This window comes from Enterovirga rhinocerotis (assembly GCF_004363955.1).
GTDB lineage: Bacteria > Pseudomonadota > Alphaproteobacteria > Rhizobiales > Beijerinckiaceae > Enterovirga > Enterovirga rhinocerotis.
In genome coordinates this window covers 25546-46415 of record NZ_SNZR01000015.1, presented here as the reverse complement: position 1 = coordinate 46415, position 20870 = coordinate 25546, and the positions used below count along the sequence as shown (strand labels likewise).

Below are 20870 nucleotides of genomic sequence, written 5' to 3'. Positions count from 1 at the left end.
ACGTTAAGACATCGGCAACCAATGCGATCTCAGGGGCGAGCGTGACCGACGCGGCACGGATCCATGGCAGCGGCTATGACGACGACGCGGCCCCCGTGCGTAGCCGCGCCGGAGGCCCGCTCCTCACGCCCGAGGATTTCGACAAGATCCTGCGCTTGACGCCGACGTGGCGGGAGGGCCGCGCCGAACCCGGCCGCGAGCGCCCGAGCATCCTGACCTCCCGCGACGTGGCAGCGGCGCTCGAGCTCGTCCACGAGGCGGCGGCCAGCATCAGGGCCGCCGACGAGCGGGCCAGGGACGGCGACGCGCGCGTTCAGATTGTGATCCGCCGCGCGGCCGAGGAGGTGAAGGCGGCCGAGGATCGCGCGCGCGCCGCCGAAGCCCGCGCCCAGCTCGCCGAGATCAGGACCCAGGAGGCGGAGGCCCGGGCCGAGGAGGCCGAAAACTGGCTCCGCCAGATTTTCGCGACCATCTCCGAGGAGCTGCCGAGGCCCCGCGAGGGGTAGGGCCGGCTACTTTCCGGACACGATGACCGTGACCGTCTCGTCCTTCTTCACTTCGACGATGTCGTAGATGGCGCCGCCGCGCGTCAGATACGATGTCGGCTCCGTCCAGAACACGCGCGTCGCGACGATGTAGCGGCCCGCCGCGAGGTCCTCGAAGACGAAGCGACCGCGCATGTCGACCTTCGTCTCGCGCCGATAGGTGTAGTAGTCGGGCGGGGGCGCATCCACGTCGTTCCCGAAATAGGAGCGCAGGTCGCCATCGAACATCGCGTTGAACCGCGCGATCGTGTAGCGGGTCGCCGGAATGAGGAAGACCCTCTCGCCGGCCGCCGTGACCAGCTTTCCGTAATCGCGGCGCAGGAAGGCCTGGCCGTCGATCCGGCCGGTGCCCTTGGCGAGGACGAAGGACGCCTCTTTCGCGTCGAAGACCTCGCCGATCGTCCGCGATTGGCAGCCCGCGAGGCAGACGCAACACGCCGCCACGATCCAACGCAACATGCCCGCCGTCCCCAGACCATTGCGTCATTCTGCAACAGTCCGGATCGGCGTCAAGAATTTCTCTCGAAAGGCGTCAGGCTGCGTGAGCGGCGAGGATCGTCTCGATCGCAGCCGTCACCTCGTCCATCGGCGCCATGCCGTCGGTCTCGTGCAGCATGTCACGGTCGCGGTAGTAGTCCGAGAGCGGCGCGGTCTGGCTGCGATAGGCGTCGAGGCGGATCCGGAACGCTTCCGGGTTGTCGTCCTTGCGCACCGGCTCGCCGCGCGCCTCGGTGTCCTTGGCGCGCTTCTCGATCCGACCGACCAGGGCGTCCTCGTCGACCTTGAGCTCGATCACCGCGTCGAGTTCGATGCCCTTCTTGGCCAGCATCGCGTCGAGCGCCTCGGCCTGCGCGACCGTGCGCGGAAAGCCGTCGAGGATGAAGCCGCCCTTCGCGTCCTCTTCCTCGATCCGATCCGCCACGATGCCGACGACGATGTCATCCGAGACGAGGTCGCCGCGCGCCATCACGCTCTTCGCTTCGAGCCCGATCGGCGTGCCGGCCGTCACCGCCGCCCGCAGCATGTCCCCCGTCGACAGTTGGGGAATGCCGTAACGCTCGACGATGCGCGTCGATTGCGTCCCCTTCCCCGCTCCGGGAGGCCCCAACAGGATCAGTCTCATCTTCGCTCCCCGAGCGGCCGGACCCCCGCCCGACCTGCCGCCGCTCCAGCGCCGGCATCATTACGTTCTTAAGATGACAGCCTGCCGTGGCAAAGCCGGATCGCCGACTTCCCTAGCGCCGCCGGCCGCCGCGCAGCTTGGCCTTCTTCACGAGGCCCTCGTATTGATGCGCGAGCAGATGCCCGTGGATCTGCGCGACCGTGTCCATCGTCACCGACACGACGATCAGAAGCGAGGTTCCGCCGAAGTAGAATGGCAGCGCGAAATACGCGACCAGAACCTCGGGCAGGAGACAGATCACCACGAGATAGGCCGCGCCGATGACCGTGATCCGGGACAGGACGTAGTCGATCTGTGCCGCCGTCCGCTCGCCGGGCCGAATGCCCGGGATGAAGCCGCCGTGCTTCTTGAGGTTGTCCGCCGTCTCCTGCGGATTGAACACGATCGCGGTGTAGAAGAAGGCGAAGAACACGATCAGCGCCGCGTACAGGATCATGTAGGCGGGCCTGCCGTGCCCCAGGAAGGCCGACAGCGTCTGCACCCAGCCGCCGCCGGTCTGATCCGCCGAGAAGCTCGCGAAGGTCGCCGGCAGGAGCAGCAGCGACGATGCGAAGATCGGCGGGATCACGCCCGACGTGTTCAGCTTCAGCGGAAGGAACGAGGTCTGCCCCTCGTACATCCGGTTGCCGACCTGCCGCTTCGGATAGTTGATCAGGAGCCGGCGCTGCGCCCGCTCCATGAACACGATGAAGGCGATGACGAAGATCGCCATGACCGCGACGCTGAAGATCACGGCGGTCGACATGGCGCCCTGCCGGCCGAGTTCCAGCGTGCCGGCGACGGCCGACGGCAGGTGGGCGACGATGCCCGCGAAGATGATCAGCGAGGCGCCGTTGCCGATGCCCCGGCTCGTGATCTGCTCGCCGAGCCACATCAGGAACATCGTCCCGCCGGTCAGCGTGATCACCGTCGAGATCAGGAAGAACGGCCCCGGCTCCTGGACGATGTTGCCGGACGCCTGAAGCCCCACGGCGATGCCCCAGGACTGGAAGATCGCGAGGACGACCGTGATGTAGCGGGTGTATTGGTTGATGACCTTGCGGCCCGACTCGCCCTCCTTCTTCAGCGCCTCGAGCGTCGGGATGACCGACGTCAGCAGCTGAACGATGATCGAGGCCGAGATGTACGGCATGATGTTGAGCGCGAAGATCGCCATGCGCTCGACCGCGCCGCCCGAGAACATGTTGAACATGCCCAGGACACCGCCCGAAGCCTGCTTGAAGCTCTGGGCGAGCGCCTCGGTGTTGATGCCGGGCAGCGGGATGTAGGTGCCGAGACGATAGACCAGCAGCGCACCGAGCGTGAACCAGATGCGCTTCTTGAGCTCTTCGGCCTTGGCGATGGCCCCGAAGTTCAGGTTGGAGGCGAGCTGCTCGGCTGCGGATGCCATCGTCTGTTCCCGAAACGCGGCCTGCCGACGGCCGCCCTATGACCCGGCTGACATGGTCCAGCCCGGTCGTCCACTCAAGCCCTGAACGCCGGACGTGTCGTCACGGGGCGGGCCTGTGTCCAAACAGTATCATGGCCGGGCTCGTCCCGGCCATCTCCTCGCGGCCCTGAGGCGCACGGCGGAGACGGCTGGGCCGAACCCGGCCACGACGACGTTGTTACGCCTCGGCGGGTGCTTCGCCGCCCAGGACCTTCAGCGAACCACCGGCCTTCTCGATCGCCTCGGCAGCCGATTTCGACGTGCCGGCGACCTCGAAGGCGAGCTTCGCCTTGAGTTCACCCTGCCCGAGGATGCGGACGCCGTCGCGCGGCTTCGACACCACGCCGGCAGCGACCAGGGTCTCGACCGTGACCGGCTGCGAGGCGTCGAGCTTGCCGGCGTCGATCGCGATCTGGATCCGTCCGAGGTTGACCTCGTTGTAATCCTTCGCGTTCGGCGGCGTGAAGCCACGCTTCGGCAGGCGCCGATGGATCGGCATCTGGCCGCCCTCGAAGCCCTTGATGGCGACGCCCGTGCGGGACTTCTGTCCCTTCACGCCACGTCCGCCGGTCTTGCCCTTGCCCGAGCCGATGCCGCGTCCGACGCGCATCCGCTCCTTGACCGCGCCCTCGTTGTCGCGGATCTCATTGAGTCTCATCGGAGCCTCCTTCAGCCGCGGGGCGCGTCGACGACGCGGACGAGATGCTTGACGGCCTCGATCATTCCCCGCGTGGAGGAATTATCGGGAAGCGTCGAGCGGCGATGCAGCTTGTTCAGTCCGAGGCCGACCAGCGTCTTGCGCTGGCTGCCCTCGCGGCGGATCGGCGAGCCGATCTGCTCGACCGTGATGGTCTTCTCAGCCATGGTCGCCTCCTCACGCGTCCGCGCCAGCGCCGTCCGACAGGTCGGCGTCGCGGCGGCGGGTCTGAAGGGCGGAAACCTTGAGGCCCCGGCGTGCGGCGACCGCCCGCGGGCTGTCCTCACGGCGGAGCGCGTCGAAGGTCGCGCGGACCAGGTTGTACGGGTTCGAGGAGCCGAGCGACTTCGCGACCACGTCCTGCATGCCGAGCGTCTCGAAGACGGCGCGCATCGGGCCGCCAGCGATGATGCCGGTGCCCTGCGGGGCGGCGCGAAGCACCACCTTGCCGGCGCCCCAGCGACCGTTGACGTCGTGATGCAGCGTGCGGCCTTCGCGGAGCGCGACGCGGATCATGCCGCGCTTGGCTGCTTCGGTCGCCTTGCGGATCGCCTCAGGCACCTCGCGCGCCTTGCCGTGGCCGTAGCCGACGCGGCCCTTCTGGTCGCCGACGACGACGAGCGCCGCGAAACCGAAGCGCCGACCGCCCTTCACGACCTTCGCCACGCGGTTGATGTGGACGAGCTTGTCGACGAATTCCGAATCACGCTCCTCGCGATCGGGACGCCGATCGCGGTTGGAGCGGCGGCCATCCCCGCCCGATTGAGGTTCTCTTGCCATGTCCTATCCCGTCTGAACTCGAACGCGGGCGGCGGCCCGCTCGCTTCGACGCTGGTGAATGATGACCGCCGTCAGAACTCGAGGCCGCTCTCGCGAGCGGCATCGGCGAGCGCCTTCACGCGCCCATGATAGATATAGCCCGAGCGGTCGAAGATGACCTGCTTGACGCCAGCGGCCGAAGCGCGCTCGGCGACGAGCTTGCCGACCGCCTTGGCCGCTTCGACATCCGCGCCCGTCTTGAGCGAGCCCTTCAGATCCTTCTCGAGCGTCGAGGCCGAAGCGAGGGTACGACCCTCGGCATCGTCGATCACCTGAGCGTAGATCTGCTTCGAGGAGCGGAACACCGACAGCCGCGGACGGCCATTCGCTGCCTTGCGGATCGCGCGGCGGACCCGAGCCTTGCGCCGATCTTCGGCGCCCTTCTTCTCAGCCATGGTCGTGCGTCCTTACTTCTTCTTGCCTTCCTTGCGGAAGATGAACTCGCCGGCGTACTTGACGCCCTTGCCCTTGTAGGGCTCGGGGCCACGATACTCGCGGATCTCGGCAGCCACCTGACCGACCTTCTGACGGTCGATCCCGGTGACGACGATCTCCGTCGGCTTCGGCGTCGCGATCGTGATCCCGTCCGGGATCGCGTAGTCGATGTCGTGGCTGTAGCCGAGCGAGAGCTTCAGCGACTTGCCCGCCATCGCGGCGCGATAACCGACGCCGTTGATCTCGAGCCGCTTCTCGAAGCCCTTCGAGACGCCCTCGACGAGATTGGCGACCTGCGCCCGCGAGAGCCCCCAGAAGGCTCGCGCCTGCTTGGACTGATCGCGAGGCTGCACGGACACCGCGCCGTCCTTGATCTCGACGGAGACGAGCTCCGGCACGAGGAAGGACAACTCGCCCTTCGAGCCCTTCATCTTCACCAACTGGCCGTCGATCGTAGCCGTCACACCAGACGGCACCGTCACCGGCTTCTTACCCACGCGAGACATTCTCGCCTCCATTCCGTTCTGTCAGGCGGTGCCGGTCTTAGAAGACCTGGCACAGCACCTCGCCGCCGACGTTCTTCTCGCGCGCCTCATGATCGGCCATCACGCCCTGCGGCGTGGAGACGATCGTGACACCGAGTCCGTCCGCGACACGCGGCAGGGCATCGACCGAGGCGTAGACCCGACGACCGGGCTTGGAGACACGGCCGATCTTGCGGATCACCGGCTCGCCCTCGTGGTACTTCAGCTCGATCACGAATTCCGAACGGCCATTGCCGTAATCGGTCGCACCGTAGTCACGGATGTAGCCTTCGGCCTTCAGCACGTCGAGCACGCGGGCGCGCAGCTTCGAGCCGGGGGTCGAGACCGTGTTGCGCTTGCGCATCTGCGCATTGCGGATGCGCGTCAGCATATCGCCGAGAGGATCGTTCATCGACATCGTCCGTCCTCCCTTACCAGCTCGACTTCACGAGGCCGGGGACCATCCCCTGGGAGCCGAGCTCCCGGAGCGCGATCCGCGACATGCCGAGCTTGCGGTAATACGCCCGCGGCCGCCCCGTGACTTCGCAGCGGTTGCGGATGCGCGTCTTCGCCGAGTTGCGCGGCAGCTCGGCGAGCTTGATCCGCGCCTCGAACCGCTCCTCCATCGACAGCGAATCGTCGTTCGCCGTCGCGGCGAGAGCCGCGCGCCGCGCTGCGAAGCGCAGGACCATCGCCTGGCGCCTCTTGTTCTTCTCGATTGAACTCTTCTTTGCCATCTGTCTCTCCGGTGTCCGCGTTTGACGGTCGTTCAGACGTCCGTCACTGCCGGAACGGGAAGTTGAAGTGCTTGAGGAGCGCGCGCGCCTCGTCGTCGGTCTTGGCCGTCGTCGCGATGATGACGTCCATACCCCAGATCTGCTCCGCCTTGTCGTAGTTGATCTCGGGGAACACGAGATGCTCCTTGATGCCCATGGCGTAGTTGCCACGACCATCGAAGCTCTTGGGGTTGAGGCCGCGGAAGTCCCGCACCCGCGGCAGCGCCACGGTCACGAAGCGATCGAGGAACTCGTACATGCGCGCCTTGCGCAGCGTGACCTTCGCGCCGATCGGCATGTTCTCGCGGACCTTGAAGGTCGCGATGGCCTTGCGGGCGCGGGTGATGACGGGCTTCTGGCCCGCGATCAGCGCGAGATCGCCGGCGGCCACGGAGGCCTTCTTGGAATCGGCCGTCGACTCGCCGACGCCCATGTTCAGCACGATCTTCTCGATCTGCGGAACCTGCATCGGGTTCTTGTAGCCGAATTCCTCGACCAGCTTCTGGCGAACCACTTCGTCGTAGTGCTTGCGAAGCCGCGGAACGTAACCGTCCATGCTCACCGGGGCGCCCTCGGCGTTCGGAGTCTTGTCTGCCTTAGCCATCGATCGGATCTCCGGAACGCTTCGCGAACCTGATCTTGCGGCCGTCGTCGAGGACGCGGAAACCGACACGGGTCGGCTTGCCATCCTTGGGATCGGCCATCGCGAGGTTCGACAGATGAATGGGGGCTTCCTTCGAGAGGATGCCGCCTTCCTGGTTCATCGTCTGCTTCTGATGCTTCTTGACGACGTTGACGCCACGCACGAGCGCACGCTCGTCCTTGGGCATCACCTGGATCACTTCGCCGGTGCGGCCGGAGTCGCGGCCGGTCAGGACGACGACGCGGTCGCCCTTCTTGATCTTGGCAGCCATCACAGCACCTCGGGGGCCAGCGAGATGATCTTCATGTGGTTCTTCGCACGGAGCTCACGCGGAACGGGTCCGAAGATACGGGTGCCGACCGGCTCCTTCTGATTGTTGATCAGGACGGCCGCGTTCTTGTCGAACCGGATCACGGATCCGTCGGGACGCCGGATGTCCTTGGCGGTGCGCACGATGACCGCCTTCATCACGTCGCCCTTCTTGACGCGACCGCGCGGGATCGCCTCCTTCACGGAGACGACGATGATGTCGCCGACACCGGCCGTCTTGCGCTTCGAGCCGCCGAGCACCTTGATGCACATCACGCGACGCGCACCGGAATTGTCGGCGACATCCAGATTCGTCTGCATCTGGATCATGTCCAAACCCTTTCTGTGTCTCAGCCGGTTTCGAGCCGATAGCTCGACTACGCCTGACGGGGATCTGGGTCCCCAATGCATAAATTAGCGGGAGGCGCGCCCTTTAGCGCGCCTCCCGGCTCATGTCGACCGAAAGCTGTCCGGTCGAAGCGAAATAATTTAGCTGGCCGGCGCTTCCGCCGCGGCGTCGCTCTCGGGAGCGGCCGTGGTGACCAGGCGCCACGTCTTCGTCTTCGAAAACGGCCGGCACTCCTCGATCTCGACGGTCTGGCCGGTCTTGGCGACGTTGGCCTCGTCGTGAGCGTGGTAGTTCTTCGTCCGGCGGACCGTCTTCTTGAGCACCGGGTGGGTGAAGCGGCGCTCCACCTTGACCACGATGGTCTTGTCGGTCTTGTCGCTGACGACGACGCCCTGAAGGACGCGCTTCGGCATGGTCTCTCTCCTTACGCGCCGGCGGCGGAGGCCTCGGCCCCCGACTTCGCGGCGACGCGCTGCCGCGACTGCAGCGTCTTGATGCGGGCGATATCGCGCCGGACGACCCGGATGCGCGAGGTGTTCTCGAGCTGACCCGTGGCACGCTGGAAGCGCAGGTTGAACTGCTCCTTCTTCAGCGACAGGAGTTCATCCTGCAACTGATCGGAGGAGAGTTGGGACAGGTCCCCGAAACGGGCTTTGGACTTCATCGCTCCTACTCCGCGATGCGCTGCACGAAGCGCGTGCGCACCGACAGCTTGGCGGCGCCGAGACGGAGCGCCTCACGGGCGATCTCCTCCGACACGCCGTCGATCTCGAACATGATCCGGCCAGGCTTGACGCGGCAGGCCCAGAATTCCGGCGCGCCCTTGCCCTTGCCCATGCGGACCTCGGTCGGCTTCGACGAGACCGGCACATCCGGGAAGATGCGGATCCAGACGCGGCCCATACGCTTCATCTCGCGAGTGATCGCGCGACGGGCGGCTTCGATCTCGCGCGCATTCACGCGCTCGGGATCGAGAGCCTTGAGGCCGTACTGGCCGAAATTGAGGTCCGTGCCGCCCTTGGCGACGCCGTGAATGCGTCCCTTGAACTGCTTGCGGAACTTCGTCTTCTTCGGGGAGAGCATCTGCTTCTACCTTAGCTCTGCGTCAGGCCGCTCAGGCGGCCTGCTCGGCGGAGGGCCGGCGTCCGGTCGACCGGGCTCCGGCCTCCTCGTTCATCCGCTTGTCCTGCGCCATGGGATCGTGCTCGAGGATCTCGCCCTTGCAGATCCAGACCTTGATGCCGCACGTGCCGTAGGTCGTGAACGCGGTCGCCGTGCCGTAATCGACATCGGCGCGCAGCGTATGCAGCGGCACACGGCCCTCGCGATACCATTCCATCCGCGCGATCTCAGCGCCGCCGAGACGACCGGCGCAATTGATCCGGATGCCCTGGGCACCGAGACGCATGGCCGACTGCACGGCGCGCTTCATGGCGCGACGGAAGGCGACGCGGCGCTCGAGCTGCTGAGCGATCGACTCGGCGACCAGCGTCGCGTCGACTTCGGGCTTGCGGACCTCGACGATGTTGATGGCGACTTCAGCCTTCGTCATCTGCCCGACGAGCTTGCGCAGCTTGTCGATATCCGCGCCCTTCTTGCCGATGACGACACCCGGGCGAGCCGAATGGATCGTCACCCGGCACTTCCGGTGCGGGCGCTCGATGACGATCTTCGACACGGCCGCCTGCTTGAGCTGCTTCGTGAGCATCTCGCGGATGGCGATGTCCTCGTGCATGAGCTTCGCGTACTCGCCCTTGTTGGCGAACCAGCGCGAATCCCAGGTCCGGTTGATGCCGAGCCGCAGCCCGACCGGATTGACTTTCTGACCCATCGGAACCTCAGGCCGCTTCGGCTTGGACTTCGCGAACCACGATCGTCAGGTTCGAGAAGGGCTTCAGGATACGCGCACCGCGGCCACGGGCACGGGCATGGAACCGCTTGAGGACGAGCGCCTTGCCGACGAAAGCCTCCTTCACGACGAGATCGTCCACGTCGAGATCGTGGTTGTTCTCGGCATTGGCGATCGCGCTTTCGAGGCACTTCTTGACGTCCTTCGAGATCCGCTTGCGCGAGAACTCGAGGTCGGCAAGCGCCGTCGCGACCTTCTTACCGCGGATGAGCTGAGCCACGAGGTTCAGCTTCTGCGGCGAGATGCGCACCATCCGGAGAACGGCCTTGGCCTCATTCTCAGGCAGCGCGCGGGGAGTAGCAGACTTGCCCATCTCAGCGCCTCTTGGCCTTCTTGTCGGCCGCATGGCCATTGAAGGTACGGGTCGGCGAGAACTCGCCGAACTTATGGCCCACCATCTCCTCGGAGACGTAGACCGGGATATGCTTGTGACCGTTATACACGCCGAACGTGAGACCCACGAACTGCGGCAGGATCGTGGAGCGTCGGCTCCAGATCTTGATCACTTCCTGACGGGTCGAGCCGCGGGCGGCCTCGGCCTTCTTCAGCAGGTAGCCGTCGACGAACGGCCCCTTCCAGATCGAACGTGCCATGGCGGCGTCAGCCCTTCTTCTTCCGCGCGTGGCGCGACGACACGATGAAGGTGTCGGTGCGCTTGTTCGAACGCGTCTTCTTGCCCTTGGTCGGCTGGCCCCACGGCGTCACCGGGTGACGGCCGCCGGACGTGCGGCCTTCACCGCCGCCGTGCGGATGGTCGATCGGGTTCATGGTCACGCCGCGGTTATGCGGGCGCTGACCGAGCCAGCGGGACCGACCCGCCTTGCCGATCGAGGTGTTCATGTGGTCCGGGTTCGAGACCGCGCCGACCGTGGCGTAGCACTGGCCGTGGATCAGCCTCTGCTCGCCCGAGTTCAGGCGGACCGAGACGTAGCCCTGGTCGCGACCGACGATCTGGGCGTAGTTCCCGGCCGAACGGGCCAGAGCGCCGCCCTTCCCGATCTTGGTCTCGAGATTGTGGACGATCGTCCCCACCGGCATGTTGCCGATCGGCATCGCGTTGCCCGGCTTGATGTCGACATTGTCGCCCGACACGACGGTGTCGCCGGCGGCGAGCCGCTGCGGAGCCAGGATATAGGCCTGCTTGCCCTCGGCATAGGTGACGAGCGCGATGAAGGCCGTGCGGTTCGGATCATATTCGATCCGCTCCACCGTTCCAGGCTGCCCCGCGAAGTCGCGGCGCTTGAAGTCGACCAGGCGATAGGTCTGTTTGTGACCGCCGCCCCGGAACCGGACCGTGACACGGCCGTGATTGTTACGCCCGCCCGAGGAGTGCTTGCCCTCGGTCAGCGCCTTGACGGGCTTGCCCTTGTAGAGCTCGCTCCGGTCGACGATCACGAGCTGGCGCAGGCCCGGCGTGATCGGCTTGAAGGTCTTGAGTGCCATGATCCTGTTCCCCGACCGGCCTCAGAGTCCGGTCGTCACGTCGATCGCATCACCCTCGGCGAGGGTCACGATCGCTTTCTTGACGTCGGCCCGCCGGCCCTTGCGGCCGCGGAAGAACTTCTCTTTGCCCTTGGTCACGACGGTGTTCACCGAAGCAACCTTCACGTCGAAGAGGCGTTCGACCGCCTCCTTGATCTGGGGCTTGGTCGCACCCGGGGCGACCCGGAACACGACCTTGTTGAGCTCCGACAGATTCGTGGCCTTCTCGGTGATCACCGGGCTCACGATCACGTCGTAATGGCGCGGATCGGGATTCATGCGAAGCGCGCCTCCAGCGCATCGACGGCGGCCTTCGTCAGGACGAGCGTGTCCCGGCGCAGGATGTCGTAGACGTTGATGCCCTGCACCGGCAGGACGTCGATATTGGGCAGGTTGCGGGCGGCGAGACCGAAATTGGTATCGACCTCCGCACCCGAGATGATCAGCGCCGAAGCGAGACCGAGCTTGCCGAACTGCTCCTTGAGGGCAGCCGTCTTGGGTTCGGCGAGGGTTGCGTCGTCCACGACGATGATCGTCTGGGACTTGGCCTTCGTCGACAGGGCGTGGCGGAGCGCGAGCGCCCTCACCTTCTTCGGCAGGTCGTGCTCATGGGAGCGGACCACCGGGCCGAAGGCACGCCCGCCGCCGCGGAACTGGGCGACGCGCGCCGAGCCGTGACGGGCATTGCCGGTGCCCTTCTGCTTGTACATCTTCTTGCCGGTGCGATGGATCTCGGCCCGGTTCTTGACCTTGTGGGTCCCGGCCCGGCGCTTGGCAAGCTGCCAGCGCACCATGCGAGCAAGAATGTCGGCGCGGGGCTCGAGACCGTAGATCTCGTCCTTGAGCTCGACCGAGCCCGAGGCGTCCCCGCCGAAGGATTGCAGGTCGAGCTTCATCACGCGTTCTCCTCGACGGCCACGGCCTCGGGAGCAGCGTCCTGCTGCGCCTTGGCGGTCTCGCCCCTCTCGCGGAACTTGCCCGGCCGCGGCAGATCGGCAGGCGCCTTGCGCTTGACGGCATCCTTGATGAAGATCCAGCCGCCGGCATGGCCGGGGACCGCGCCTTCGACGAGGATAAGGCCGCGCTCGACATCCGTGCGGACGACGCGCAGGTTCTGGGTCGTCACGCGCTCGACACCGAGGTGACCGGGCATCTTCTTGTTCTTGAAGGTCTTGCCAGGATCCTGGCGGCCACCCGTACCACCGATCGAACGGTGCGAGATCGAGACGCCGTGCGACGCCCGCAGACCACCGAAGTTCCAGCGCTTCATGCCGCCGGCGAAGCCCTTACCGGTCGTGGTGCCGGTGACGTCGACGAACTGGCCCTCGACGAAGTGATCCGCCGTGATCTCGGCGCCGACCGGGATCAGCGCGTCGTCGGACACGCGGAACTCGGCAAGCTTCTGCTTCGGCTCGACCTGAGCCACCGCGAAGCGGCCACGCTCGGCCTTCGAGACGTTCTTCACCTTCGCGGTGCCGACGCCGACCTGAAGCGCGGTGTAGCCGTTCTTCTCCACGGTGCGGTGGGCGACAACCTGGCAGTTGTCGACCTTCAGCACCGTCACCGGGACGTGTTCCCCGGCTTCGGTGAAGATGCGGGTCATCCCGACCTTCTTTGCAATCACGCCTGAGCGCATGGTCTCAATTCCTCGGCCCTTGCAGGCCCGTTGTCTGTCTCAGTTCCAAGCCGGGCGGCTCAGAGCTTGATCTCCACATCGACGCCGGCCGCGAGGTCGAGCTTCATCAGCGCGTCCACGGTCTGCGGGGTCGGGTCGACGATGTCGAGGACCCGCTTGTGGGTGCGCATCTCGAACTGCTCGCGCGACTTCTTGTCGATGTGGGGCGAACGGTTGACCGTGAAACGCTCGATGCGGGTCGGCAGCGGGATGGGCCCGCGGACCTGCGCACCCGTCCGCTTTGCGGTCGACACGATCTCGCGGGTCGACGAGTCGAGGACTCGGTGATCGAAGGCTTTCAGCCGGATGCGGATATTCTGGTTCATCGGTTCATCTTCTCGGTGTCATCCCGGAGGGCGCGGAACGCTCATCCAGGACCGCTCGACTATTGCGCGTCCGACGCTCATTCGTCTGACGGTCCCGGGCCGGCGCGAGGCGCCGCCCGGGATGACAGCTCGATTACTCCTGGATGCTGGCGACGACGCCGGCGCCGACGGTCCGACCACCCTCGCGGATAGCGAAACGCAGCTTCTCTTCCATGGCGATCGGCACGATCAGCGTCACGTCCATGGAGATGTTGTCGCCGGGCATGACCATCTCGGTGCCCTCGGGGAGCGTGCACACGCCGGTCACGTCCGTCGTCCGGAAGTAGAACTGCGGACGGTAGTTCGTGAAGAACGGGGTGTGACGGCCGCCCTCTTCCTTCGTCAGGATGTAGGCCTCGGCCTTGAACTTCGTGTGCGGCTTGACCGAACCGGGCTTGCAGACGACCTGGCCGCGCTCGACGTCCTCACGCTTCGTGCCGCGGAGCAGCACGCCGACATTGTCGCCGGCCTGGCCCTGGTCGAGCAGCTTGCGGAACATCTCGACGCCCGTGACGGTCGTCGTCTGGGTGGCGCGGATGCCGACGATCTCGACCGTCTCGCCGACCTTGACGATGCCACGCTCGACGCGGCCGGTCACGACGGTGCCGCGGCCGGAGATCGAGAACACGTCCTCGATCGGCATCAGGAAGGGCTGGTCGATCGGGCGCTCGGGCTGCGGGATGTAGTCGTCGACGCTCTGCATGAGCGCGAGGACCGCCTCACGGCCGATCTCGGGCTGCTTGTCCTCGAGGGCCATCAGCGCCGAACCCTTGGTGATCGGAACGTCGTCGCCGGGGAACTCGTAGCTGGAGAGCAGCTCGCGAACCTCGAGCTCGACGAGCTCGAGCAGCTCGGCGTCGTCGACCATGTCGACCTTGTTCAGGAACACGACGAGCGCAGGCACGCCGACCTGACGGGCGAGCAGGATGTGCTCACGGGTCTGGGGCATCGGGCCGTCCGCGGCGGACACGACCAGGATCGCGCCGTCCATCTGGGCGGCACCCGTGATCATGTTCTTCACGTAGTCGGCGTGGCCGGGGCAGTCGACGTGGGCGTAGTGACGGTTCGCGGTCTCGTACTCGACGTGCGAGGTCGAGATCGTGATGCCGCGGGCCTTCTCCTCGGGAGCCTTGTCGATCTGATCATAGGCCGTGAAGGTCGCGCCGCCGGCTTCCGCCAGGACCTTGGTGATCGCAGCCGTCAGCGAGGTCTTGCCGTGGTCGACGTGACCGATCGTGCCGATGTTGCAATGCGGCTTGTTGCGGGAGAATTTCTCTTTGGCCATGACAGGTTATCCTATCTTCTAAGAGTCGGATTTCGATTTCGCCGAGGCCGGGCCCCGGCGAGGGGATTGGGTTCAGGCGTACTTCGCGACGACCTTCTCGGCCTCGCCGCGCGGCACTTCCTCGTAATGGTCGAACTGCATCGTGTAGTTCGCGCGACCCTGGCTGAACGAGCGAAGCTGGTTCACGTAGCCGAACATGTTGGCCAGCGGAACCATCGCGTTGATGACGTTCGCATTGCCCCGCATGTCCTGGCCCTGGATCTGGCCGCGCCGCGAGTTCAGGTCGCCGATGACCGAGCCGGTATACTCTTCCGGCGAGACGACCTCGACCTTCATCACCGGCTCGAGCAGAACCGAGTGGCCCTTCTGGAGCGCCTCACGCATCGCAGCGCGGGAGGCGATCTCGAAGGCGAGAGCCGAGGAGTCGACCTCGTGGAAGGCGCCGTCGACCAGCTCGACCTTGACGTCCACCACCGGGAAGCCGGCGAGGATGCCCGCACCCATGACGGAGTTCAGGCCCTTCTCGACGCCCGGGATGTATTCCTTCGGCACCGAGCCACCGACGATCTTCGACTCGAACACGAAGCCCGTGCCAGGCTCGCCCGGCTCGACCACCAGCTTCACGCGGGCGAACTGCCCCGTGCCGCCGGTCTGCTTCTTGTGCGTGTAGTCGATCTCGGCCCGGCGCGTCAGCTTCTCGCGATAGGCAACCTGCGGCGCACCGATATTGGCCTCGACCTTATAGGTCCGCTTCAGGATGTCGACCTTGATGTCGAGATGGAGCTCGCCCATGCCCTTGAGGATGGTCTGGCCGCTCTCCTGGTCGGTCGACACGCGGAAGGACGGATCCTCGGCCGCGAGCTTCGCCAGCGCGAGACCAAGCTTCTCCTGGTCCGCCTTCGACTTCGGCTCGACCGCGATCTCGATGACGGGCTCGGGGAACTCCATCTTCTCGAGGATCACCGGCTTGGCGGCATCGCACAGCGTATCGCCGGTGCGGACATCCTTGAGGCCTGCGAGCGCGACGATGTCGCCGGCATAGGCTTCCTTGATGTCCTCGCGGTTGTTCGCATGCATGAGCAGCATGCGGCCGACGCGCTCTTTCTTGTCGCGGGTCGAGTTCACGATGCCCGTGCCGGATTCGATCTTGCCCGAATAGACGCGGCAGAACGTGATCGTGCCGACGAACGGGTCGTCCATGATCTTGAAGGCGAGCATGGCGAAGGGATCGCTGTCGAGCGGCCTCCGGGTGATCGGCTCATCCGTCTCGGGATCGGTGCCGGCGATGGCTTCACGATCGGCAGGCGACGGAAGATAGTCGACAACCGCGTCGAGCAGGGGCTGCACGCCCTTGTTCTTGAAGGCCGAGCCGCAGAACACCGGATGGAAGGCGCGACGCTGAACGGCGGTCCGGACGAGCCTGCGCATCGTCGGCTCGTCGGGCTCGTTGCCCTCGAGATACGCCTCCATCGCGGCGTCGTCCATTTCGACGCAGGCCTCGACCAGCTTGACGCGATATTCCGCCGCCTGGTCCTTCAGATCGGCCGGAATCTCGGCCTCTTTGAAGCTCGCTCCGAGAGCCTCGCCGTCCCAGACGATCGCCTTCATCTTCACGAGGTCGATGACGCCCTGGAAATCGCTCTCGGCGCCGATCGGCAGCTGCATGCAGACGGGCTTGCCGGCGACGCGGTCGACGATGTCCTTGACGCACTTGAAGAAGTCGGCGCCGGTCTTGTCCATCTTGTTGACGAACACGACACGCGGCACGTCGTACTTGTCGGCCTGACGCCAGACGGTCTCGGTCTGGGGCTCGACGCCCTGGTTGCCGTCGAGCACGCACACGGCGCCGTCGAGCACGCGCAGCGACCGCTCGACCTCGATCGTGAAATCGACGTGACCGGGGGTGTCGATGATGTTCAGACGCTTGTCGCGCCAGAAGCACGTCGTCGCGGCGGACGTGATCGTGATGCCGCGCTCCTGCTCCTGCGTCATCCAATCCATGGTGGCGGCGCCATCATGGACCTCGCCGAGCTTGTGGCTCTTGCCCGTGTAGAACAGGATCCGCTCGGTCGTCGTCGTCTTGCCGGCATCGATGTGGGCCATGATGCCGAAGTTGCGATAGTCTTCGATCGCGTGGGTGCGGGGCATGATACGTGCTCCTGACCTTCTCGGATTACCAGCGGTAGTGAGAGAAGGCCCGGTTGGCCTCGGCCATCCGGTGGGTGTCTTCGCGTTTCTTCACCGCGTTGCCGCGGTTGTTGGCAGCGTCCAGCAGCTCGGACGACAGGCGCTCGACCATCGTCCGGTCGTTGCGCGAGCGAGCAGCCTGGATCAGCCAGCGGATGGCCAGCGCCTGACGGCGCTCGGGACGAACCTCGACCGGAACCTGGTAGGTCGCACCGCCGACGCGGCGGGAGCGGACCTCGATGGCGGGCGCGACATTGTCGAGCGCGGCGCGGAACACCTCGATCGGGTTCACGCGGGCCTTGCCCTCGATGATGTCGAACGCACCGTAGACGATGCCTTCGGCCGTCGACTTCTTCCCCTCGTACATGATCGAGTTCATGAACTTGGTCACGACCACGTCACCGAACTTCGGGTCCGGGATGATCTCGCGCTTTTCGGCCTTATGGCGGCGGGACATGTCCTGCTCCGGTCAAATCTTGTTCGCGCCGGCCGGGCTCATCCCGACCGCGTCGCCCCAGAGGGGCCTGAATGTCATTGCCTCGGGATGACCCCGAGGAACGACCCTGGGCTAAGCCCGGCTCACTTCGGCCGCTTGGCGCCGTACTTCGACCGGCGCTGCTTCCGGTTCTTGACGCCCTGGGTGTCGAGCACACCGCGCAGGATGTGGTAGCGCACGCCCGGAAGGTCCTTCACGCGGCCGCCGCGGATCATGACGACCGAGTGCTCCTGCAGATTGTGGCCCTCGCCCGGGATGTACCCGATGACCTCGAAGCCGTTCGTCAGACGAACCTTGGCAACCTTACGAAGCGCCGAGTTCGGCTTCTTCGGGGTCGTGGTGTAGACGCGCGTGCAAACGCCGCGCTTCTGCGGGCAGGCCTGCAGGGCCGGAACCTTGTTGCGGCTCGCCGGCACCGTGCGCGGCTTGCGGATCAACTGACTGATCGTCGGCATGAAGCCCTCGTCACCAACCGCCGAAGCGGCTCTTGAAACTGCGGTGCGGAGGCCGGGGCCCGCGCACCAAACGAAAAACCGCGCCACAGGCCCGATGAGCCTCTGTCGCGAAAAGCCGCAGAGGACCACCCGGAGGCGGTCATGCCATCCAAAGCCCGATCGCGGGCGATACCGATTAAGGACGACAGCGTTTAGGTCCGATGCATCGAACCGTGTCGGTTCGACCCGCGAGACATACAGCCTGCCGTGGATGGGGCGCTTCTAAAGCCCCGACTCGCCCCCCGTCAAGTGCAGATCGCAGGATCAGGGGACAGTTTTCGTCGGACCTGCCCCGAAACGCGCGCCGCCGGCTCAGCGGAACAGCAGGACGGGCACGGTTCCCGTGCGGAACAGCCACAGAAGCCCCGTCAGCGTCACCATCGAGAGGATGGTCCCGACGAGGACGCAGGCCGACGCGCGCTCGATTCCGACGCGGTACTGGGTCGACAGGACGAAGATGTTCAGCGCGGGCGGCAGAGCGGCCATCACGACGGCGGCCTGGACCCAGACGGGATCGGGGTCTCCGAACAGCGAGAGCAGCACCCAGACCGCGAGCGGATGGAGGAGCAGCTTGATCGCGACGAGGACGCCGATCTCGGCCCCGATCCGCCCGACGGGCTGCAGGGCCACCATCACGCCGAGGACGAACAGCGCGCAGGGGGCGGATGCGCCTGCGAGCCAGGCCGACATCGTGTCGAGCACGGCGGGCAGGCGGATCTGGAACAGGCTCGCGAGCACGCCAGCGGCCGTCCCGACCATGAACGGGTGAAAGGCGACACGTCCGAGAACCGCAAGGATGGCGGCCCCGGGGGCGCGCCGCTCGACCCCGGCGAGCGACATCAGCGCCGGCACGGCCGTGAACAGGAACAGCGTGTCGAAGATCAGGATCAGCGCGACGGGCGCATTGGCGGCCGGTCCGAGGAAGGAGAGGACCAGGGGCGGGCCCATATAGCCGATATTGGAATATGCGCCCGCGACGCCGCCCAACACTGCTCCGGGAAGCCTCTTCGTCGCGATGGCGACCGTGAGAAAGGCGAGCGCGAAGGCGAGCGCCGTCGCGACCGTCGTCAGAAGGACGAACCGCGCATTGGCGATCTCGGCGATCGGCTTGTCGGCAACCAGTCTGAAGAACAGGCAGGGCAGCGCCAGATAGACGAGGAAGAAGCGCATCCAGGCGAGGCCCTCGACGGGCAGTCTCGCGATCTTCGCGGCTCCGACGCCAAGGCCGATCAGGCCGAAGAAGGGGGCGATCAGAGACAGCAGGCCGATGAGGTCCGACACGGGAACGGGTCCAAGGGAGAACGCGCCCTTGTGCCCGTTGCGGCCCGGACGCGGCAAGCCCGGCCGGCGCCGCAGGTCTCAGGCGGCCGCTCTGCCGTGCACCACCGTCGCGAGGCCGAGCCACGCCGCCACCTGCGCCAATTCGGCGTCGAGCGCGGCCCGCACCTCCTCCGGCGCGCCGCCGGGCTCGAGATGGACCGACAGAACGAGGAGCCGTCCTGCCGCCCGATCGGCCTTCAGATCGACCCGCGCCGCGATGCGGTCGCCGAGGAGGAAGGGCAGACAGTAGTAGCCGTGCTCGCGCTTGTGCGCGGGCGTGTAGATCTCGATCCGGTAGCGGAAGCCGAAGAGGCGCTCCGTCCGGTCGCGCTCCCAGACCAGCGGGTCGAAGGGCGAGACGAGCGCGCAGGCTTCGACCCGGCGGGGCCTGGCGGCGTCGCGGTGGAGATAGGCGGGCGCCCTCCAGCCCTCGACCGCGACGGGGATCAGGTCTCCCTCCTCGACGAGCGCGGCGACGGCCGCTTTGGACGCCTCGGGCCGGAGGCGGAAATAGTCGCGCAGATCGGGCTCCGTCGCGATGCCGAGAGCGCGCGCGGCCACCCGAACGAGGCCGCGATGAGCATCCGCCGGCTGCGGCGTCGGCAGAGAGAGGATGTCGGCCGGGATCACGCGCTCAGGGATGTCGTAGACGCGGGCGAAGCCGCGGCGCGTCCTCGTCGTCAGGAGGCCGGCCCAGAAGAGCCATTCGACCGCCCGCTTGGCCTCGCTCCAGCCCCACCAGCCGCCCGCCCCCTTGCGGGATTCCTCGCCGGCCGCCTCGAGTTCCCCGGCGGTGACCGGGCCGCGCCGCTCGACCTCCCGCAAGACCTCGTCGATGAAGGGCCGCTTCTCGGCGGCGAAGCGGCGGAGCCCGTCATAGATGCCGCGCCCGGCCTCGGCTTCCTTCATGCGCCAGCGCAGCAGCGGATGCAGGTCGAGACGGATCAGCGAGGCCTCATGACCCCAGTATTCGAACAGGTTGCGGCGGCGTCCGGCATAGGCGGCCCGCTCGAGCAGCGCCGGATCATAGGGCCCGAGCCGGGAGAAGAACGGCACGGTATGGGCCCGCGCGAGGACGTTGACGCTGTCGATCTGGACGAGGCCAAGCCGGTCGAACACACGGCCGACATGGCGTGCGCCGGGCCGGTCGGGGCGCGGCTCGCGAAACCCCGCCGCCGCGAGCGCGATGCGCCGGGCGAGAGGGGCGCCGATGCGGTCCTCGGGGGCGCGGGGAATACGCCGCCTCCTACGGCTCGGAACCGGGCCGGAAGCGGGCCGCGAGCGCCTCGATCTTGCCGGCCGACCGATTGAGCGCCTCGGTCAGCTGGCGCTCCATCCGCTCCGACCGGTCGGCGGAGGACGTGGCGAGCGAGCGCATCGCCGAGAGCTCCGCCTCCAGCGTCTCGACGCGCCGCCGCGCCTCCGACAATTCGTCGGCGGTCATGATGGCGGCCATGACGTGAAGGCGCATGTCGCCGATCTCGCCGAAGGCCGAGCGCATCTCGCTGATCTTCGCGTCGAAGGCGGCCGCGAGGGCTTCGAGATGTTTCTCCTCGCCGTCGCCGCACGCCATCCTGTAGGCGCGGCCCGCGATCGTCACCTGCACGGAGGCCATGGCTCAGCCCCGCGCCGGCGTCGAGGATGGCCGCTCGGCGGCCAGGATGTCCTGGATCGAGCCGATGGCCGCGCCGAGCCGGGCGCCGACGTGATCGGCCGCGCTCTCGAGCTGCGCGACGCGCGCCGAAGCGCTCTCGAGGTCCGTCGCGAGGCGGGCGCGGTCGTCGCCCATGACCTGAAGCTCCATCTCGATGTCGCTCCGGCGCAGGTCGGCATCGAAATGACGCGCGACCGAGGCGTCGAGCTGGCCGATCGCCGCGTCGAGGCGCGCAAGGGCTGCGGCTAGGTCGGGATTCATGCCCCAGTGATCGGACCGGGCGCTGGCGTAGTC

General features: G+C 66.6%; 33 protein-coding genes. 1 reads left to right on the top strand and 32 read right to left on the bottom strand.

Features of this window, described 5'->3' with window-relative positions:
- The first annotated feature begins 41 nt into the window (after positions 1–41).
- Positions 42–506, top strand: a complete 465-nt coding sequence (locus tag EV668_RS19190) for a hypothetical protein (protein ID WP_133773128.1) — start codon at positions 42–44, stop codon at positions 504–506.
- A gap of 6 nt (positions 507–512) precedes the next feature.
- Here EV668_RS19190 and EV668_RS19185 read toward each other — a convergent pair whose 3' ends face one another.
- The 32 genes from EV668_RS19185 to EV668_RS19030 all read right to left on the bottom strand — a co-directional run bounded on the left by EV668_RS19185 (position 513) and on the right by EV668_RS19030 (position 20837).
- Positions 513–1004 (bottom strand): carboxypeptidase regulatory-like domain-containing protein, encoded by a 492-nt coding sequence (locus EV668_RS19185; protein ID WP_133773126.1) that lies wholly within the window; start codon positions 1002–1004, stop codon positions 513–515.
- A 73-nt stretch (positions 1005–1077) separates the two neighbouring features.
- Complete coding sequence (locus EV668_RS19180; RefSeq protein ID WP_133773124.1) at positions 1078–1668, bottom strand: adenylate kinase; 591 nt, start codon at positions 1666–1668, stop codon at positions 1078–1080.
- A gap of 112 nt (positions 1669–1780) precedes the next feature.
- Entirely contained in the window at positions 1781–3118 is a 1338-nt protein-coding gene (gene secY, locus EV668_RS19175; RefSeq protein WP_133773122.1) for a preprotein translocase subunit SecY, read from the bottom strand.
- Between the two features lie 217 nt (positions 3119–3335).
- Positions 3336–3815 (bottom strand): 50S ribosomal protein L15, encoded by a 480-nt coding sequence (gene rplO, locus EV668_RS19170; protein ID WP_133773120.1) that lies wholly within the window; start codon positions 3813–3815, stop codon positions 3336–3338.
- Between the two features lie 11 nt (positions 3816–3826).
- Positions 3827–4021, bottom strand: coding sequence for a 50S ribosomal protein L30 (gene rpmD, locus EV668_RS19165; protein ID WP_208111586.1), 195 nt, complete (start codon positions 4019–4021; stop codon positions 3827–3829).
- A 10-nt stretch (positions 4022–4031) separates the two neighbouring features.
- Positions 4032–4634 (bottom strand): 30S ribosomal protein S5, encoded by a 603-nt coding sequence (rpsE, locus tag EV668_RS19160; protein WP_133773118.1) that lies wholly within the window; start codon positions 4632–4634, stop codon positions 4032–4034.
- A gap of 71 nt (positions 4635–4705) precedes the next feature.
- Complete coding sequence (gene rplR / locus EV668_RS19155) at positions 4706–5068, bottom strand: 50S ribosomal protein L18 (RefSeq protein WP_133773116.1); 363 nt, start codon at positions 5066–5068, stop codon at positions 4706–4708.
- Between the two features lie 12 nt (positions 5069–5080).
- The gene (rplF, locus tag EV668_RS19150) at positions 5081–5614 is read right to left on the bottom strand and encodes a 50S ribosomal protein L6 (protein ID WP_133773114.1); all 534 of its coding nucleotides are present in this window, start codon (positions 5612–5614) and stop codon (positions 5081–5083) included.
- Between the two features lie 37 nt (positions 5615–5651).
- Positions 5652–6050, bottom strand: coding sequence for a 30S ribosomal protein S8 (gene rpsH / locus EV668_RS19145; protein WP_133773112.1), 399 nt, complete (start codon positions 6048–6050; stop codon positions 5652–5654).
- Positions 6051–6063: 13 nt separating this feature from the next.
- Positions 6064–6369 (bottom strand): 30S ribosomal protein S14, encoded by a 306-nt coding sequence (gene rpsN / locus EV668_RS19140; RefSeq protein WP_133773110.1) that lies wholly within the window; start codon positions 6367–6369, stop codon positions 6064–6066.
- Between the two features lie 43 nt (positions 6370–6412).
- Complete coding sequence (rplE, locus tag EV668_RS19135; protein ID WP_425359639.1) at positions 6413–7012, bottom strand: 50S ribosomal protein L5; 600 nt, start codon at positions 7010–7012, stop codon at positions 6413–6415.
- Positions 7005–7322: a 50S ribosomal protein L24 gene (gene rplX, locus EV668_RS19130; RefSeq protein WP_133773108.1), complete on the bottom strand. Its 318-nt coding sequence runs from the start codon at positions 7320–7322 to the stop codon at positions 7005–7007. Before rplX ends, rplE begins: the two co-directional genes overlap by 8 nt.
- Positions 7322–7690: a 50S ribosomal protein L14 gene (gene rplN / locus EV668_RS19125; protein WP_133773106.1), complete on the bottom strand. Its 369-nt coding sequence runs from the start codon at positions 7688–7690 to the stop codon at positions 7322–7324. Before rplN ends, rplX begins: the two co-directional genes overlap by 1 nt.
- A gap of 159 nt (positions 7691–7849) precedes the next feature.
- Entirely contained in the window at positions 7850–8122 is a 273-nt protein-coding gene (gene rpsQ / locus EV668_RS19120) for a 30S ribosomal protein S17 (RefSeq protein ID WP_133773104.1), read from the bottom strand.
- Positions 8123–8133: 11 nt separating this feature from the next.
- The gene (gene rpmC / locus EV668_RS19115; protein WP_133773102.1) at positions 8134–8373 is read right to left on the bottom strand and encodes a 50S ribosomal protein L29; all 240 of its coding nucleotides are present in this window, start codon (positions 8371–8373) and stop codon (positions 8134–8136) included.
- Positions 8374–8378: 5 nt separating this feature from the next.
- Entirely contained in the window at positions 8379–8792 is a 414-nt protein-coding gene (gene rplP, locus EV668_RS19110) for a 50S ribosomal protein L16 (protein ID WP_133773100.1), read from the bottom strand.
- A 31-nt stretch (positions 8793–8823) separates the two neighbouring features.
- Entirely contained in the window at positions 8824–9540 is a 717-nt protein-coding gene (gene rpsC, locus EV668_RS19105; protein WP_133773098.1) for a 30S ribosomal protein S3, read from the bottom strand.
- Positions 9541–9547: 7 nt separating this feature from the next.
- The gene (gene rplV, locus EV668_RS19100; RefSeq protein ID WP_133773096.1) at positions 9548–9931 is read right to left on the bottom strand and encodes a 50S ribosomal protein L22; all 384 of its coding nucleotides are present in this window, start codon (positions 9929–9931) and stop codon (positions 9548–9550) included.
- Between the two features lies 1 nt (position 9932).
- On the bottom strand, positions 9933–10211 hold the full coding sequence (rpsS, locus tag EV668_RS19095) for a 30S ribosomal protein S19 (protein ID WP_133773094.1): 279 nt from the start codon (positions 10209–10211) through the stop codon (positions 9933–9935).
- A 7-nt stretch (positions 10212–10218) separates the two neighbouring features.
- Complete coding sequence (rplB, locus tag EV668_RS19090; protein ID WP_133773092.1) at positions 10219–11061, bottom strand: 50S ribosomal protein L2; 843 nt, start codon at positions 11059–11061, stop codon at positions 10219–10221.
- A 21-nt stretch (positions 11062–11082) separates the two neighbouring features.
- Positions 11083–11379, bottom strand: a complete 297-nt coding sequence (locus EV668_RS19085) for a 50S ribosomal protein L23 (protein ID WP_133773090.1) — start codon at positions 11377–11379, stop codon at positions 11083–11085.
- Positions 11376–11996, bottom strand: coding sequence for a 50S ribosomal protein L4 (gene rplD / locus EV668_RS19080; protein WP_133773089.1), 621 nt, complete (start codon positions 11994–11996; stop codon positions 11376–11378). Before rplD ends, EV668_RS19085 begins: the two co-directional genes overlap by 4 nt.
- Positions 11996–12736 carry a 50S ribosomal protein L3 gene (gene rplC, locus EV668_RS19075; protein ID WP_133773087.1) on the bottom strand — a complete coding sequence of 247 codons (741 nt, stop codon included), beginning with the start codon at positions 12734–12736 and terminating at the stop codon, positions 11996–11998. Before rplC ends, rplD begins: the two co-directional genes overlap by 1 nt.
- 59 nt (positions 12737–12795) lie before the next feature.
- Positions 12796–13101, bottom strand: a complete 306-nt coding sequence (gene rpsJ / locus EV668_RS19070) for a 30S ribosomal protein S10 (protein ID WP_133773085.1) — start codon at positions 13099–13101, stop codon at positions 12796–12798.
- A gap of 133 nt (positions 13102–13234) precedes the next feature.
- Positions 13235–14425 carry an elongation factor Tu gene (tuf, locus tag EV668_RS19065; RefSeq protein ID WP_133773083.1) on the bottom strand — a complete coding sequence of 397 codons (1191 nt, stop codon included), beginning with the start codon at positions 14423–14425 and terminating at the stop codon, positions 13235–13237.
- A gap of 72 nt (positions 14426–14497) precedes the next feature.
- On the bottom strand, positions 14498–16573 hold the full coding sequence (gene fusA, locus EV668_RS19060; protein ID WP_133773081.1) for an elongation factor G: 2076 nt from the start codon (positions 16571–16573) through the stop codon (positions 14498–14500).
- A 25-nt stretch (positions 16574–16598) separates the two neighbouring features.
- Positions 16599–17069 carry a 30S ribosomal protein S7 gene (gene rpsG, locus EV668_RS19055; protein ID WP_133773079.1) on the bottom strand — a complete coding sequence of 157 codons (471 nt, stop codon included), beginning with the start codon at positions 17067–17069 and terminating at the stop codon, positions 16599–16601.
- Between the two features lie 122 nt (positions 17070–17191).
- Entirely contained in the window at positions 17192–17563 is a 372-nt protein-coding gene (rpsL, locus tag EV668_RS19050) for a 30S ribosomal protein S12 (RefSeq protein WP_133773077.1), read from the bottom strand.
- 351 nt (positions 17564–17914) lie between these two features.
- Positions 17915–18883 carry an AEC family transporter gene (locus EV668_RS19045; RefSeq protein ID WP_133773075.1) on the bottom strand — a complete coding sequence of 323 codons (969 nt, stop codon included), beginning with the start codon at positions 18881–18883 and terminating at the stop codon, positions 17915–17917.
- A 78-nt stretch (positions 18884–18961) separates the two neighbouring features.
- Positions 18962–20158 carry a winged helix-turn-helix domain-containing protein gene (locus EV668_RS19040; protein WP_425359643.1) on the bottom strand — a complete coding sequence of 399 codons (1197 nt, stop codon included), beginning with the start codon at positions 20156–20158 and terminating at the stop codon, positions 18962–18964.
- Positions 20159–20168: 10 nt separating this feature from the next.
- The gene (locus EV668_RS19035; protein WP_133773070.1) at positions 20169–20537 is read right to left on the bottom strand and encodes a cell division protein ZapA; all 369 of its coding nucleotides are present in this window, start codon (positions 20535–20537) and stop codon (positions 20169–20171) included.
- A gap of 3 nt (positions 20538–20540) precedes the next feature.
- Positions 20541–20837: a DUF4164 family protein gene (locus tag EV668_RS19030; protein ID WP_133773068.1), complete on the bottom strand. Its 297-nt coding sequence runs from the start codon at positions 20835–20837 to the stop codon at positions 20541–20543.
- Between the last annotated feature and the right edge of the window lie 33 nt (positions 20838–20870).

Excerpts from the sequence above, each read along its gene's own strand:
- secY (WP_133773122.1), bottom strand. The coding sequence starts at position 3,118 with ATGGCATCCGCAGCCGAGCAGCTCGCCTCCAACCTGAACTTCGGGGCC.
- rpsC (WP_133773098.1), bottom strand. The coding sequence starts at position 9,540 with ATGGGTCAGAAAGTCAATCCGGTCGGGCTGCGGCTCGGCATCAACCGG.
- rpsL (WP_133773077.1), bottom strand. The coding sequence starts at position 17,563 with ATGCCGACGATCAGTCAGTTGATCCGCAAGCCGCGCACGGTGCCGGCG.
- rpsS (WP_133773094.1), bottom strand. The coding sequence starts at position 10,211 with ATGGCACGTTCGATCTGGAAGGGGCCGTTCGTCGACGGCTACCTGCTG.
- EV668_RS19030 (WP_133773068.1), bottom strand. The coding sequence starts at position 20,837 with ATGAATCCCGACCTAGCCGCAGCCCTTGCGCGCCTCGACGCGGCGATC.
- rplV (WP_133773096.1), bottom strand. The coding sequence starts at position 9,931 with ATGGGCAAGTCTGCTACTCCCCGCGCGCTGCCTGAGAATGAGGCCAAG.
- rplE (WP_425359639.1), bottom strand. The coding sequence starts at position 7,012 with ATGGCTAAGGCAGACAAGACTCCGAACGCCGAGGGCGCCCCGGTGAGC.
- rpmC (WP_133773102.1), bottom strand. The coding sequence starts at position 8,373 with ATGAAGTCCAAAGCCCGTTTCGGGGACCTGTCCCAACTCTCCTCCGAT.
- rpsN (WP_133773110.1), bottom strand. The coding sequence starts at position 6,369 with ATGGCAAAGAAGAGTTCAATCGAGAAGAACAAGAGGCGCCAGGCGATG.
- rplR (WP_133773116.1), bottom strand. The coding sequence starts at position 5,068 with ATGGCTGAGAAGAAGGGCGCCGAAGATCGGCGCAAGGCTCGGGTCCGC.
- fusA (WP_133773081.1), bottom strand. The coding sequence starts at position 16,573 with ATGCCCCGCACCCACGCGATCGAAGACTATCGCAACTTCGGCATCATG.
- rplB (WP_133773092.1), bottom strand. The coding sequence starts at position 11,061 with ATGGCACTCAAGACCTTCAAGCCGATCACGCCGGGCCTGCGCCAGCTC.
- EV668_RS19085 (WP_133773090.1), bottom strand. The coding sequence starts at position 11,379 with ATGAATCCCGATCCGCGCCATTACGACGTGATCGTGAGCCCGGTGATC.
- rpsJ (WP_133773085.1), bottom strand. The coding sequence starts at position 13,101 with ATGAACCAGAATATCCGCATCCGGCTGAAAGCCTTCGATCACCGAGTC.
- EV668_RS19035 (WP_133773070.1), bottom strand. The coding sequence starts at position 20,537 with ATGGCCTCCGTGCAGGTGACGATCGCGGGCCGCGCCTACAGGATGGCG.
- EV668_RS19185 (WP_133773126.1), bottom strand. The coding sequence starts at position 1,004 with ATGTTGCGTTGGATCGTGGCGGCGTGTTGCGTCTGCCTCGCGGGCTGC.
- rplO (WP_133773120.1), bottom strand. The coding sequence starts at position 3,815 with ATGAGACTCAATGAGATCCGCGACAACGAGGGCGCGGTCAAGGAGCGG.
- rplF (WP_133773114.1), bottom strand. The coding sequence starts at position 5,614 with ATGTCTCGCGTGGGTAAGAAGCCGGTGACGGTGCCGTCTGGTGTGACG.
- rplC (WP_133773087.1), bottom strand. The coding sequence starts at position 12,736 with ATGCGCTCAGGCGTGATTGCAAAGAAGGTCGGGATGACCCGCATCTTC.
- EV668_RS19180 (WP_133773124.1), bottom strand. The coding sequence starts at position 1,668 with ATGAGACTGATCCTGTTGGGGCCTCCCGGAGCGGGGAAGGGGACGCAA.
- rpsH (WP_133773112.1), bottom strand. The coding sequence starts at position 6,050 with ATGTCGATGAACGATCCTCTCGGCGATATGCTGACGCGCATCCGCAAT.
- rplP (WP_133773100.1), bottom strand. The coding sequence starts at position 8,792 with ATGCTCTCCCCGAAGAAGACGAAGTTCCGCAAGCAGTTCAAGGGACGC.
- tuf (WP_133773083.1), bottom strand. The coding sequence starts at position 14,425 with ATGGCCAAAGAGAAATTCTCCCGCAACAAGCCGCATTGCAACATCGGC.
- rpsQ (WP_133773104.1), bottom strand. The coding sequence starts at position 8,122 with ATGCCGAAGCGCGTCCTTCAGGGCGTCGTCGTCAGCGACAAGACCGAC.
- rpsE (WP_133773118.1), bottom strand. The coding sequence starts at position 4,634 with ATGGCAAGAGAACCTCAATCGGGCGGGGATGGCCGCCGCTCCAACCGC.
- rplD (WP_133773089.1), bottom strand. The coding sequence starts at position 11,996 with ATGAAGCTCGACCTGCAATCCTTCGGCGGGGACGCCTCGGGCTCGGTC.
- rplN (WP_133773106.1), bottom strand. The coding sequence starts at position 7,690 with ATGATCCAGATGCAGACGAATCTGGATGTCGCCGACAATTCCGGTGCG.
- rpsG (WP_133773079.1), bottom strand. The coding sequence starts at position 17,069 with ATGTCCCGCCGCCATAAGGCCGAAAAGCGCGAGATCATCCCGGACCCG.
- rplX (WP_133773108.1), bottom strand. The coding sequence starts at position 7,322 with ATGGCTGCCAAGATCAAGAAGGGCGACCGCGTCGTCGTCCTGACCGGC.
- rpmD (WP_208111586.1), bottom strand. The coding sequence starts at position 4,021 with ATGGCTGAGAAGACCATCACGGTCGAGCAGATCGGCTCGCCGATCCGC.